This is a genomic window from Pseudanabaena sp. PCC 9330, from assembly GCF_055795045.1.
In genome coordinates, this window is the sequence record NZ_JAYFES010000115.1 from 308,083 (window position 1) to 321,301 (window position 13,219).

A 13,219-nucleotide genomic window follows, 5' to 3' on the forward strand; every position below is an offset into this window, starting at 1 on the left:
GCGATAAGTTCCCAAACCTTCAAAATTTTTGATGAGGCAAGCTAGCGGCGTGGGTGCCCTGAGCCAGGGCTAGACAGTCTGCGATCGCGTCACCAAACTCACCAGGCTATCGACCAGGCGTTGCGGATCCATGGGCATAATAGCTTCCCCATGCATCATGCTTTGGGACATGATGAAGAAAATTGTGGCCCCGAGTATGACCCTGGCTGTGGCCTCGGGGTCAGGCAGGTCAAGCTCTGGGCAGGTTTTGAGGTAGTCGGTCAGCTGATCGGCAGCGGGCTTAGTGAGATACTCCACAAAGGCCTGGGCCAACTGCGGAAACCGACCCGACTCACCGGCCACCAGGCGCACAAAGTTTTGGTAGTCAATGTCGTGCAGCTCACTCTCGATGGCGTTGGTAATCAACCGCCGCAGCACCTCCTCAGGGCGACCCTCTAGGTTGCCGTCGCCCATCACCTGCTGGCAGCGGGCCTCAGCTACGTACTGTATCAGCGCTCTAAACAGCCCCTCTTTGTCTTTAAAATGGCTATATACCGTTGGTTTTGACACACCAGCGGTCGCCGCCACTCGGTCCATACTGGTGCCAGCGTAGCCATTTTGTAGGAATTCTTGCATCGCCCCCTGCAAAATTTGCACCGCTTTTTCATTCAGCACTGCTGGACTGTGAACCACGCGCTTTCACCTCTCTAACCCGACTGATTCCATGTATAGCACCCGATTGCTGGTCATCACCCCGCACCCTGTTCAATTAGGTTCAGGGTGCTCCAGCTAAATACTTATCCAGAATTTGACTGCGATCGGCCCCACGGGATAAGTTCGCCTCCTGGAAAGGGATGTTTTTTAGTTGGAACATCCTGAGGCGCTTCTCCCCCAGAGCATCCCGCAGGATGTTTTGCAGCAAAGTATAGGCTTATACCTCTAATGGTAATGGGCTATTGACTAATTTTACCAAACCGTTTAGTTTGATTTTGTCGGTTTGTACAGCCTGCCCTATGCAGCCAAAGCATAGTATTGCCGAGCGCTGGGGCTAATGCAGCAGCTAGACATCGTCTTTGTGCCGGGGCCAAAATTACTGTCTTCTATGCTTAAAGGTGCCCTGGCTAGGGTGTTTTAGAGTCAGCCCTGGCGTGGTCGAGGTGGAATGGTTGCTCAATCTTGTTGAGCTTTGATCAGAAGTTGCCGTTGGTGACGGTGTAGTTATTGAGTCCCCCACCATTGAGAGACCGCGATTTATGCAGGCCTACCCTAAGCTCGATCTGAAATGGCACCGTCTGGTTTTGGCAGTCCTAATCACCCTTATCATTGCCGATACGACTCCCCATCCTCAGCTGTCTCCAGGGCTGTTGCAAACCCTGGCGGCACACCTCAGGGATGGCCGCTAGCGGCGGGGGCTAAGATTCCGTAAACTCCGCCCCCGTTGACCCCTGGGGTGACTAAGCTAGGAGAGTTCTAGCCTGGGTCTGCACCCCCGTTGCCCAGGGCTGCTGTGCGATCGCCCATGACCCGTTCTCCCAAAACCGCCACTGCCGCTATCCCCACCGCCTATCGAGTCAAGGGCTGGATGCTGCGGCAGATCAAGCGAGACTGGGTGAAGCTCTCGCTGGCGGGGCTGTGGCTGAGCTTTTTGGCGGCCCATGTGGCTACCGACTCGGTGCCTGCCCAGCTGTTGGAACGACGTCTACAAACCCTCTTTTTTGAAATTCGCGGCCCCCGCGTAGCCCCTGACGACATCGTCATCTTGGCGATGGATGAAGAATCCTTTGGCCAGGCCGAGTACTACCGTGCCGACCCCGACGAGTATCCCTATCTGGCTCCCCTGGCGGGCAGTCCTTGGCAGCGGCGAGCCCATGCGATCGCCATTGAGCGCGTGCTGGCGGCGGGGGCTAGAGCGGTAGCGGTAGATATTTTGATGTTTTCAGAGAGCAGCTACGGCCCCGCCGACGATCAGGCCCTAGCAGATGTGCTGGAGCGCTACGGCGATCGCGTCGTACTGGCGGTTTCTGTCGACGATGCTGGTCTGCGCCAGGGGGCCTTGGTGCGCCCGACCCAGCCCTTTCCCAAGCTGCTCAACACCCCCGCCCGCACCGGCAATATTAACTTTCCCATCGAGCCCGATGGCCGCATTCATCGCCACGGACGGGCCTACCTCAACGGGCTGGGGGCCAGCCAGGCCGACCTCGACGAGGCCAGTGAGATTGGCAGTGAGGTCGATGCTACCCAGTCCTTTGCTGAGGCCACTCTGGCGGCGGCGGGGGTTGAGCAGCTTCCCCCCAGGGGCGATTTTTTGAATTTCTACGGGCCGACCCGCAGCTTTAGGCATCTGCCCTTTTGGTACGTGCTCGACCCCGACCCCTGGGCCAACCAGCTTAACGACGGCCAGTATTTCAAGGACAAAATTGTCATCATTGGGGGCACCGCCAAATTTCTCCAAGACTTTCATCAGGCCCCCTTCTCGGAGACGCTGTTGCACCCCGAAGCCATGGCTGGGGTTGAGATCTTAGCTACCGATGTGGCCAATCTGCGCAGCGGCCAAGCCCTGCGACAGGGGCTGAGCAATGCTTGGCTACGGGGGCTGCTGGTGATGACTGGTGGCGGGGGGTTTGTGCTGTTGCTTCGTCGATTTAACCGCCCCGTGGCCCGCCTCGGCTGGACGGGTGCCACCATTGGCAGCTGGTTTTGGCTCAGCTATGGGGCTTTTGCCGGGGCGGGGGTGCTGTTGCCTACGGGCGCTCCCCTGGTGGGGCTGATGGTGCTGGGTGGCACCTATATCGTGGCTGACATTGTGACCGAGCAGATTCGCAAGCAGCGGCTGCGCCAAACCCTAGAGCAGTACGTCACCTCGCCTATCGTGCAGGAGATCATCAGTCAGCAGGACGACCTTCAAGACCTGCTCAAGTTGCGGGAAGCTGAGGTGATTGGCCTGCTATTAGCCAACCGCTATCGGATTGTGCGCCTGCTGGGCTCTGGAGGCTTTGGCGAAACCTATGTGGCCGAAGATACCCAGCGGCCTGGCTCGCCCGTGTGCGTGGTTAAACAGCTGCGCATCATCAGCGACGACCCCCGGGCTCACCGGCTGGGGCGACGGTTTTTTGAGGGCGAGGCTGAGACCCTCGAAAAACTGGGGCACCATGCCCAAATTCCCCGGTTGCTGGCCTACTTTGAGATCCAAAGCTCGTTTTATTTGGTTGAAGAAATGATCGAGGGGCACCTGCTGCGCGATGAACTGGCCACCCGTCGCCCTCTGCCCCAAGCTTACGTTTTCGATTTACTGCTGGGGCTGCTGCCGGTGATTGCCTTTGTCCACGATCAGGGGGTGATTCACCGCGACATTAAGCCCTCCAATATTATTCGGCGGCAGGCAGATGGGCAGCTGGTGCTGATTGACTTTGGCGCGGTCAAGCAAATCTCTAGCAAGCTGGCCCATACGGGGGTGCATCTTACCTCCACGGTGGGGGTGGGCACCCAGGGCTATATGCCCAGCGAACAGTCGGCGGGGTTGCCCAAGTTTGGCAGCGATCTCTACGCCCTAGGCATTACGGCGATCGAGGCGCTGACGGGCATTCCGGCCTATGCCCTGCGGAGGGATGTTAACGGTGAGGTGATTTGGCGGCACGAGGCCCCTGGCCTCGACTCTACCTTTGGTGACATCATTGCCCGGCTAGTGCTCTACGATTTTACCGATCGCTACCAGCGGGCCGAAGAAGTGCTGGCTGACCTGGCCGGGGTCGAAGCGGTAGTGCGATCGCAGCCTCTACCCGACAACTTTCTCGCTTCACTTGCCGTCGCTGGCGGGTCGCTGGGCTCGCCAGCGCTCTCTACCGACGCCGAAGACTGGGATGACATCGACCCTACCGAAGATACCAACATGCTGCCGGGCAACTGGTTTGACACCACCAGCCTGATGCCCGGTGCCAGTGACCCGCCTCAACCTTAGCTAAGCGCCGGGCTGAGGGATGGTGATATCGATCGCCTGCACGGTGGTGTTGGGGGTGAGACTGCTCAGCTCAGGCTGAATTTCAGCGGGGTTGCCCACCACTAAAATCACCAGTTGGTCAGGGCTGAGGCGGGCCTGAGAGGCCGCTAGCACCGCCTCGGCGGTGGTGGCGCGCACCTGATCTTGAAACTGAAACACAAAATCTTGGGGGTAGTCGTAGTACTCGTAGCGAATCAGCCGCGCCAGGGTTTGGCTAGGGCTTTGAAAGTTAAATACAAAGCTGTTGAGTACCGAATCCTGTGCCTGCGACAACTCTGCTTGGGTAATGGGTTCGCCGCGCAGACGGTTAATCTCAGCTAGGGTCGAGCGAATGAACGGCACCGTCGCCTCAGAGCGGGTCTGGCCACCGCCCACAAATAGCCCAGGGTAATCGTAGCGGGGGGCCCACAGCGCATAGACTGAGTAGGCTAACCCCTGGCGCGATCGCACCTCATTAAACAAGCGGCCGCTAAAGCCGTTGAGCACCTCGTTCATCACCGCCAGGGCGGCGTGGTCGGGGTAGTCAAGCTGCCCCCCCAGGTGCCCGAGCTGAATGTAGCTCTGGGTCAGCTGGGGCTGCGACACCATAAATACTCCCGTCTGGGCTTGCTGCACTGGGGGTAGATCGGTTGCTAGACCTGTGCCCTCAGGCTGCCAGGGGCCAAAGTATTCGGCAATTAACGCCTTCATCTGGGCGCTGTCAAAATCGCCCACGATGCCCAAAATAGTCTGCTCTGGGCGAATTGAGGCCTGGTAAAACGACTGAATATCTTCCCGGCTGATGGCAGCCAGGGTGGCGTACTCGGTGGTGCGAGCGTAGGGGCTGTCGGCCCCGTACACCAGTTTGCGAAACTCGCGGCTGGTGATGCTGTCGGGGTTGTCATTGCGGCGGGCAATGCTGCCGCTGTACTGGCGCTTGAGGAGATCGATGCGATCGTCGGCAAAGGCAGGCCGCTGCACCACGTCGGCAAACAGGGAAAACACTGCCCTTGTATCTTCGCTCAACGCACTGAAGGTGGCGCTGCCCTCGCTAGTGTCAATGCTGGTTTCGATCGCCGCCGCCCGCTGTTCTAGGGCCTGGTTGAGAGCATCGGCATCGAGACTCTCGGTTCCGCCCAGGCGCATGGCGTCACCGGTAAGGCTGGCCAGCCCCACCTTGTCGGCCGGTTCAAACCGCGACCCGGTGCGAAAGGTCGCCGACCCACTCACCAGGGGGAGTTCATGGTCTTCTAGCAAATAGACCACCAGACCATTGGGCAACTCGTAGCGCTCATAGGCCGGAATCTCAATGTCCCGCAGGGGGGGAAACTCTAGCTCGTCGTAGTGAAGCGGGGTGAGGGCGTTGGCCGGAGCCTGCCAGGCCAGCAGCAATACCCCCAGCAGAGCCGTCAGGGTGAGCAGCGGCATCAGCCACCGCCGTCTCGCCGACCGTCGGGTTTCCGCCAACCATCTGAACGCATTCATCACCATGGGTTCCCTGTAATTATCCTGTGCGAAACTCTGTGCAAAGATCCTGAACAAACAGCGGCGATGGATTGGTCAGTCCTACCTGCGCCCCTGAGCCTAGCCCCCAACAACTATTGAGGTGACTCCGCTGGGACGAGCTTGCCCACCGTGCGGTTAGCAGGCTGAAACAGCTCCTGAGCCACCCGCTGAATATCTGCCGCTGAAACGGCCTCAATGGCGGTCAGATCGTCAAAGACATTGCGCCAGCTGCCAGTTTTGGCTTCATACTCGGCCAACAGAGAAGCCATACCGCTGTTTGAGGCCAGGGTCTGCAACAGCCCAGCTCGGGACTGAGTCTTTACCCGCTCGAGCTCCTGGGGGGTGACCGGCTCTTGCTGCAGCCGCTGCAGCTCGTCGGTAAATAGCGCGCCTAGGTCGTCTGGGGTATTGCCGGGAGCCGTCAGACCGTAGAGCAAAAAGATATTGTCGTAGCGATCGCCCGGAAACCCATTCAAGCTGCCTACATCAAGCGCAATGCGAGCATCGTCGATTGCCGCCTTGTAGATCCGCGAGGTGCGCCCTCCCATCAGCAAACTGTCGATCATGCCGTAAATTACGTGGTCGGGGTGATCGATACCGGGGCGATGGTAGCCCTCCAGATACCAGGGCTCAGAGGGCAGAGCCAGGGTAAACTCGCGCGGTGCTGTCTGCCGGGGCTCATTGATCTCAGGTTGTGGGGGGGCTGGGCGCGATTGATAGCGGCCAAAGTAGACCTCCGCCAACCGTTGCATCTCAGCCGGATTCACGTCTCCTACTACCACAGCAGTCAGATTCCCAGGCCCGTAGTAGGTGTCGTAAAACGCCTGAATATCGTCGCGGGTGGCGACAAACAAATCCTCTTGGTAGCCAATTACCGGACGGCGATAGGGGTGACTGACAAAGGCCTCCTCCAAAAACCGCTCAATCATGGTGCCAATGGGAGAGTTGTCTACCCGCATGCGGCGCTCTTCGAGAATGACGTCCTTCTCTTCGTAAAACTCCCGAAATACTGGATCTAAAAACCGCTCCGACTCCAGCGACATCCACAGCTCCAGCTTGTTGGCCGGCAAACTGTAAAAATATCGAGTGGCATCGGCGGAGGTGGTGGCGTTGAGCCCGACCCCCCCCGCCTGCTGAATAATTTGCCCATACTGGTTTTGCTCCACAAACCCAGCCGCCTCTTTTTGCAGCGTTTCTAGCTGAGACTGCAACTCAGATGCTTTGGCTTCGTCGCCTGCCGCCTGGGCGACCAAAAACTCCTCAAACACCTCATCGAGCTGCGCAAAGATCTGCTGCTCAGCGGCAAAGTCTTTGGTGCCAATGCGGCTAGTACCCTTAAAGGCCAGGTGCTCTAGGTAGTGAGCTACTCCGGTTTTGCCATCGGTTTCATCCACCGCCCCCACATTGGCGTAAATCATAAACGACACCACGGGGGCCTGGGAGCGCTCCAGCACAATAAATTTCATGCCGTTGTCGAGGGTAAACTCCGTCACCCCCGCCGCCACTCGGTCTAGATAGGGCTGTATGGTCTGGGCCGTTTGAATAGCGCCTTGGGCGATCGCCGGCTGCGACCACATCAGCCCGAGACTGACCAGGGCGACCCAGCCCACTAGCCATCGGCCCAGGCGGGGGGCCAGCCGATCTACAGACCATCGGGCACGGGGTTGAGTATGGTGCGGTACTTGATTCATCCGGCTGCCATCAAACACAGGGTTAGTAATCACTGAGTAAAGACTCCGCTTATCAGGATAGTGGAGTCCTGCGGGCAATGACCATTCTTCTGGGCTAGCGTTCCTGGGCGGCTCAGTGCCTTGCCCAAGGCAGTTGTCAAAAGCCTTAGATCCTGGGTAGAGTTCGCATAGTTGTATAAAGGGGCGGGCTTTGACACAGGCGGTAGATAGCTCAAACCTCAAGCTCTGGGCCCAGCGCGCCCTAGCAGCAATGTTCTTGTCGGGCCAGGTGGTGATCCACCTAATCTCTCGACCTGTACATCGGCGCAATACCCTCGACCAAATGGCCGCCGTGGGGCCAGAGTCGCTGCTGATCGCGCTGATTACCGCCGCCTTTGTGGGCATGGTGTTTACCATTCAAGTCACCCGAGAGTTTTTGACCTTTGGGGCCGGTGCGGCGATCGGTGGTGTGCTAGCGCTCACCCTGGCCCGCGAGCTGGGGCCGGTGCTCACAGCGGTGATTATTGCCGGGCGGGTGGGGTCAGCTTTTGCCGCCGAAATTGGCACCATGCGAGTTACCGAACAGATCGATGCCCTGCAAATTCTAAAAACCGACCCCATCGACTACCTGGTGATTCCTCGGGTGATTGCCTGTGCCCTGATGCTGCCGTTGCTCAATGTGCTGTCTTTCATTACGGGTATGACCGGTGGCCTACTGATCGCCACCAGCCAGTACGGTATTCCCTATTCAGTGTTTTTAGATTCAGCTAAGAACTTTTTGTCGGTCTGGGATTTAGTCAGCTCGCTGATCAAGGCGTTTTTCTTTGGCATTTTAATTGCTGTGATTGGCACCAGCTGGGGGCTGACTACTACCGGTGGCGCTAAGGGGGTAGGTCAATCCACTACCACTGCGGTTGTTACCGCTCTTTTGGCGATCTTCATCAGCAATTTCTTTCTCTCGTGGCTGATGTTCCAGGGCACCAGTAGCGCTGTCATGAGAAATTTTTAGAGCACTGAAGCCTAGTTCTGTGCTCCATGACGTTTGGCACCGTGTTTGGCCTGTGAGCGGAGTGGTCGCTACGGGCGTGCAAGGTCATGGGGCCAACGCTCTTCAAAATAGGCTAGAAAACGCCAGCCTCCGCTTCTTCTATACTGTGAAAAGCACCATTATCTGTCATTGCCCCCGTGACCTCTACCCCAACAGCGATCTCCACCGACCTGTCTCCCAGCTTCCGTATTCCTCTAGTGGTGATTGGTCTGGCGATACCCCTAGCCTTTGCAAAGCTCTGGCTAGGGGCCGTAGTAGGAGTTTTTGGACTTTTTTTGCTGGTGCAGACCCTCATGCTCACTCTACGGTTTACCGACAGCGCCTTAGAGGTGTATCGCAGGGAAACAATGATTCGTCAGTTTCCCTATGCCGAATGGCAGCACTGGGAGATCTTTTGGGAGCCGGTGCCGGTGCTGTTCTACTTTCGTGAGGTCAACAGCATCCACTTTTTGCCGATTATCTTTAGCCCTGGAGAACTGCGCGTCTGTTTAGAAAACCACTGTGCCTCAGCCAAAGACCTGGCGTAATCGGGCTGCCCAGGGTTCACCCTGGCTCTCATCTGATAGGCTGACAACAGGTCTATGGAGCCGTTATGACCGCAGAGGAGCTATCGAAATCAAGCCTGGGACAGAGCAGCGGCGGCGGTGATGCCCCCGGTGGCTCGGCGGAGGGAGCGGGTCTTAAGTCAGACTGGAGCACCCGCATTGACGCCCTACGCCAGCAGGAAGCTGACCTCAAACGCAGCATTGTCGACCTGCAAGCGACCTACAATCGCCTCACCCAAGATCAGTTCCAAAAAATCCAGACTGACATTGGCCGCATGGTGCAGCAGGGCACTGCTGAGCTAGAGCAGCGCAAGCGCACCCTCCAGCAGGAAATTGAAACCCTGGAGCGTCGCCAAGAGCGCATTCAGGCCGAAATGCGCACCACCTTTGCGGGTGCGTCTCAAGACCTGGCGGTGCGGGTACAGGGTTTTAAAGACTATTTAGTGGGCAGCTTGCAGGATCTGTCGGTGGCGGCCGAGCAGCTCAATTTAGCCCCCACTCGTCCGGCTGTAGTTCCAGCAGTCGAGCGCGGTGGCGATACTGGCACAGAACGCCTGGCGAATCGCCCCTCCCGCCGAGCTACTTCTCAGGAGGCCACAACTGCCCAGCCAGCCTTTGCCTCTAGCAGCTTTCAAGACCAGACCGATCGCATTCGCAGTCTGCTCGATCAGTACCGCATGCGGCCCGACTATTATGGCCCCCTGTGGCAGCTGCGACGCACCTTTGAGCCCATCCACGCCGATCGCATCTCCAACTGGTTTTTTGCCCAGGGGGGTCGTGGTGCGGTCAAGAGCATGGGCAGCCGCCTACAAAACGTGCTGGTGGCCTCGGCGGCGATCTCCATTCTCTATGCCCTCTACGGTAGCCGCCTGCGCACCCTGGTGCTCTCTAATAGCCCCGAGCGCTTGGGTGACTGGCGGCGCGGCCTGCAAGACTGCCTGGGCATCTCTCGGGTTGACTTTGGCACCGGCCAGGGGGTGATGCTGTTCGACGCCCCTGAACCTCTAGCCCAGCGGGCCGATCGCATCACAGCTGAGAATGGCCTGCCCTTTATTGTGGTCGACGAAGCTGAGTCGGTGATCAGCTTGGCGCTGCTCCAGTTTCCTCTTTGGCTGGCCTTTGCCCCCGACCCCATGAACCCGGTAAACGAGTACGACTACTAGACGTGGTCAGGTTGTCGCTAGGGCTAGACTCTAGGACGAAGCTAGTCAGCCTGGGGGGGCAAGGTTTCTACTAGCTGATTGACGACCCGATCTAAGGCGACCGATCGCGAGGCCTTGAGCAAGACGCGATCGCCCGGTTGCAGCAGCGATCGCAGGTAATCGGCTAGGGTCTCGTGGTCGGCAAAGCCGATTGTTTTCACCCCTGCTGCTCCTTCGGCCAGGGCTAAGGCCTCGTCTGGGTCAGCTAGAGTGAGCAGGGCATCTAAGCCCAGCTGACTAACGGTCTCGCCCACCTGGCGATGCAGGTCTATGGAGCGTTCTCCCAGTTCTTTCATCGTGCCCAGTACGGCAATGTGGCGCTGGCCAGGGGTTTCGGCCAGCAGATGCAGGGCGGCTGCCATTGACTCAGCCCCGGCATTGTAGGTTTCATCGAGCAGCAACACATCGTTGGGCAACGCCACCCGGCGAGCGCGGCCGCTGGGCAGATCTACGGTGAGGCCCTGGCTGAGCACGCGCCAGTCGAGGTCAAGAGCCTGCATGACGGCGATCGCCGCCAGCAGATTCAGCGCGTTGTGACGACCGGGCAGCGGCATGGGTATGGGTACTCCTTCTACCACCAGGGTGTTTGCCCCCACTGGCTCACCTCTAACATCGCCTCCCTCTAGACCAAAGGTGAGAGTGCGCCCTGACCATACCCGAGCCGCCGTGGTCATCAGCCGGGAGTTGTCGTGGTTGAGCACTGCCGTACTCTGGGATGGCAGCTCGGCTAGCAGCTCGCACTTGGCGGCGGCGATCGCCTGCTCTGACCCCAGCCGACCAATGTGCGCCGTACCCACATTGGTAATCACTGCCACATCTGGAGCTGCGATACGGGCGAGCCGACCGATTTCTCCCGGCCCCCGCATGCCCATCTCCACTACCCCAAAGGCGTGGTCAGGCCGGAGCTGGAGCAGGGTCTTGGGCACGCCGATATCATTGTTGTAGTTGGCCTGGGTCTTGTGGACTGGGGCCTGGGTGCCCAGGGCTGCCGCAATTAGTTCTTTGGTGGTGGTTTTGCCCACCGACCCGGTAATGGCCACAATGCGGGCGGCCTGCTGGGTCCGCCACCAGCGCCCCAGCGCCTGGTAGGCCGCTAGGGTATCGGCTACGGGCAGACAGGGAAGATGTGGAATTTGCTTACCCGCCTCGACAACGGCGGCGATCGCGCCCTGGGCGATCGCGGCTTCGACAAACCCATGGCCATCAAATCGCTCTCCCACCAGGGCTATAAACAGAGCGTTTTCACTGAGATTGCGGGTATCGGTGGTGATATTTGCTACCTGAATTTTGAGGGGCGATGGCGACACATGGTCGAGAGATGCGCCGATGACATCGGCCAGGGTAGCTAGGGAAGAAAAACTCATAGCCCTCAAGGGTGTGGTGTAGCGGAGACTGCATTGCGGCCGGGCTTTGCCCAAGCTTTTCTCCATAGTGCTCTGATTGTAAAGGAAACTTACCCCGGCAAAGTGGCTATAACTGTCTCTGGAATTTGGGTACCCTGGGGGCTAGCATGTTGACGCTCTGAGGCTTGACTGCTTGCGATGGTTGAAAATGAGGCCAGAGTCGATGCCCCCTTCAATCAATGGCCTATCCTGGGGCCAAGCTGTCTCGATGGTGCCCAAGGTCTCTCGGTTGTTCATGGTGGCCTCACAATTGGGTAGCAAACTTTGCCAGAACTTTGTTTGCGTACCCTACACAGTCCCCAAAACTAGAAAATTTACGCAGTAGTCTAGAGACATACTAGGGGTAAGCCGGTGTAAAAACTGACGCGCACTGGGGGCCAACAGCCTTTAATAGATCTAGAGATTGTTGCTGCTATCAGCTTCGTGCATTTCGTTAGGTTCGTAGAGTAGGTCAGTTGATTGCAAAGTTCTTCTCATCGCAGCCCGTTTGATCGCATGCCCCTTGGGCATGTGAAGTTGGGCGCATCTGTAGATGAGATCAGGGCGGTGAAGCCGTGAAGACAAAAGTAACTCACAACAATAGAACCACTACGGCAGACGAGCAACGCCTGTACAACCACCTGCTTTCCTGCGTGGCGGTAGAGTCCCCTGAAGCCATGGTAGAAAGGTTTCAGGCGCTATTTATCAATGGCTTTGGCTACCCCGATCGCGCGATCGCAGAGGCTCTCGACCATCTGCTGTCCAACCCAGAAATTGACGACTACTACCGGTTCATTCTCAACCGCTGCTGCCACATCTTGATCAACCGCTGGCAGACCAATACTCAGTTTCAGCCCGCCATTCCCACCCTGATAGGGCTGCTTGAGTCTACGCCTCCGAGTCGAGTGCCCGAGCTGTCTCGCTCTCGTTCTGTGCGTCGCCTGCGCCAGGTTACCCATGGGTTTCTCGATACCGAGCAATATCTAGCGCTCAAGCGCCTGGCCTGTGTGGTTGAGGCGCGTCAGTCTAGTCTGCCCCGCAATCGGCAGGCAGATGTGGTGCCCCTCGGGTCTCTCATCAACCGCTATCCCTACCTCTACGAGCACTGCTTAGTTACCGAAGACAGCGACACTCAGCACCAGCAGCATGTGCGTATTATGCAGGCCGAGGCCCAGCGCAAGTTTGAGGTAGACCTCAGCCATTACGTCACCTACCGGGTGCGCCAGGGGCGGCTCCATCGCCAGGGGCAGACCGACTTTGCCACCAAACTGCGGGAGGTGCCCAACCCCACGCTGCTGAGCGACAAAGACCTAGTGGTCTCACTCAAGCAGTTTTCTCGTCGTCGTGACCAGGGCCAAAGCTATCGTGACGGTGCTCAGCGCTTTTTGATTACCCACAACGAGGGATCTTCGTTTCGGCAGTTCAAAGCCGATCTGTTTGACTACATCATGGCTGATATAGACACTGGCTATGGTCAGCGGCAGTTTAAGACCATGTTGGAAGACCATTTGCTCTCTACCTTTGCCACCAGCGATGGCAAGCCAGTAGACGACTTTCTCAAGGTACGAACCTGTAGCAATCTGTTCAACTTTTTGGTGGTTGACCCCAGCTCTGGGCGGCAGCACTATGTCTTTCTCGACTTGATCAACAACCTCGGCCCGGTCAATACTACTGGGCTGCTGCTGCGCATTCTGCTGATTTGTCAGAAGGTCAAACCCTTTCTGGAGCGGCGCTTTTCGCTATTGTTTAACCACTACGAGTCTGCCTCTAGCGATACGGTGGCCTGGCTGGTCAACATGTTTGAAAATATCAACGTCGCCATGAGCTTGAACTTTGGCACCGTCGACCTTTCCCACGCCAGTGGCCGGTAGTTGCTGTCAGTCGCTACTATGGCTAGGGTTCTTTGCCATAGTT

At 58.0% G+C, this 13,219-nt stretch carries 10 protein-coding genes; 6 read left to right on the top strand and 4 right to left on the bottom strand.

What is annotated here, in order from left to right; translation table 11 throughout:
- Positions 1-69: 69 nt before the first annotated feature.
- Entirely contained in the window at positions 70-672 is a 603-nt protein-coding gene (locus AC0QKW_RS18720) for a TetR/AcrR family transcriptional regulator (protein WP_473152603.1), read from the bottom strand.
- A gap of 560 nt (positions 673-1,232) precedes the next feature.
- Between AC0QKW_RS18720 and AC0QKW_RS18725 the strand changes: the two genes are divergently transcribed.
- The gene (locus tag AC0QKW_RS18725; protein WP_473152604.1) at positions 1,233-1,382 is read left to right on the top strand and encodes a hypothetical protein; all 150 of its coding nucleotides are present in this window, start codon (positions 1,233-1,235) and stop codon (positions 1,380-1,382) included.
- Between the two features lie 116 nt (positions 1,383-1,498).
- Positions 1,499-3,934, top strand: coding sequence for a CHASE2 domain-containing protein (locus AC0QKW_RS18730; protein WP_473152605.1), 2,436 nt, complete (start codon positions 1,499-1,501; stop codon positions 3,932-3,934).
- Here the strand turns inward: AC0QKW_RS18730 and AC0QKW_RS18735 are convergent, their stop codons facing one another.
- A complete protein-coding gene (locus AC0QKW_RS18735) occupies positions 3,935-5,437 on the bottom strand; it encodes a M16 family metallopeptidase (protein WP_473152606.1) in 1,503 nt (500 codons plus the stop codon).
- 113 nt (positions 5,438-5,550) lie between these two features.
- Positions 5,551-7,149 (bottom strand): M16 family metallopeptidase, encoded by a 1,599-nt coding sequence (locus tag AC0QKW_RS18740; RefSeq protein ID WP_473152607.1) that lies wholly within the window; start codon positions 7,147-7,149, stop codon positions 5,551-5,553.
- A 190-nt stretch (positions 7,150-7,339) separates the two neighbouring features.
- Here AC0QKW_RS18740 and AC0QKW_RS18745 point away from each other — a divergent pair, with 190 nt between their 5' ends.
- From AC0QKW_RS18745 to AC0QKW_RS18755, 3 genes are all read left to right on the top strand, one after another.
- Positions 7,340-8,137, top strand: a complete 798-nt coding sequence (locus AC0QKW_RS18745) for an MlaE family lipid ABC transporter permease subunit (RefSeq protein ID WP_473152608.1) — start codon at positions 7,340-7,342, stop codon at positions 8,135-8,137.
- Between the two features lie 176 nt (positions 8,138-8,313).
- Positions 8,314-8,703, top strand: a complete 390-nt coding sequence (locus AC0QKW_RS18750; protein WP_473152609.1) for a DUF3119 family protein — start codon at positions 8,314-8,316, stop codon at positions 8,701-8,703.
- Between the two features lie 65 nt (positions 8,704-8,768).
- Positions 8,769-9,884, top strand: a complete 1,116-nt coding sequence (locus AC0QKW_RS18755; protein WP_473152610.1) for a DUF3086 domain-containing protein — start codon at positions 8,769-8,771, stop codon at positions 9,882-9,884.
- 41 nt (positions 9,885-9,925) lie between these two features.
- Here the strand turns inward: AC0QKW_RS18755 and AC0QKW_RS18760 are convergent, their stop codons facing one another.
- Positions 9,926-11,287, bottom strand: coding sequence for a UDP-N-acetylmuramoyl-tripeptide--D-alanyl-D-alanine ligase (locus AC0QKW_RS18760; protein ID WP_473152611.1), 1,362 nt, complete (start codon positions 11,285-11,287; stop codon positions 9,926-9,928).
- 593 nt (positions 11,288-11,880) lie between these two features.
- On the opposite strand from AC0QKW_RS18760, the gene AC0QKW_RS18765 reads away from it, so the two are divergent.
- Positions 11,881-13,176 (top strand): hypothetical protein, encoded by a 1,296-nt coding sequence (locus AC0QKW_RS18765; RefSeq protein WP_473152612.1) that lies wholly within the window; start codon positions 11,881-11,883, stop codon positions 13,174-13,176.
- The last annotated feature ends 43 nt before the right edge of the window (positions 13,177-13,219 follow it).

Excerpts from the sequence above, each read along its gene's own strand:
- AC0QKW_RS18725 (WP_473152604.1), top strand. The coding sequence starts at position 1,233 with ATGCAGGCCTACCCTAAGCTCGATCTGAAATGGCACCGTCTGGTTTTG.
- AC0QKW_RS18730 (WP_473152605.1), top strand. The coding sequence starts at position 1,499 with ATGACCCGTTCTCCCAAAACCGCCACTGCCGCTATCCCCACCGCCTAT.
- AC0QKW_RS18735 (WP_473152606.1), bottom strand. The coding sequence starts at position 5,437 with ATGAATGCGTTCAGATGGTTGGCGGAAACCCGACGGTCGGCGAGACGG.
- AC0QKW_RS18740 (WP_473152607.1), bottom strand. The coding sequence starts at position 7,149 with ATGAATCAAGTACCGCACCATACTCAACCCCGTGCCCGATGGTCTGTA.
- AC0QKW_RS18755 (WP_473152610.1), top strand. The coding sequence starts at position 8,769 with ATGACCGCAGAGGAGCTATCGAAATCAAGCCTGGGACAGAGCAGCGGC.
- AC0QKW_RS18760 (WP_473152611.1), bottom strand. The coding sequence starts at position 11,287 with ATGAGTTTTTCTTCCCTAGCTACCCTGGCCGATGTCATCGGCGCATCT.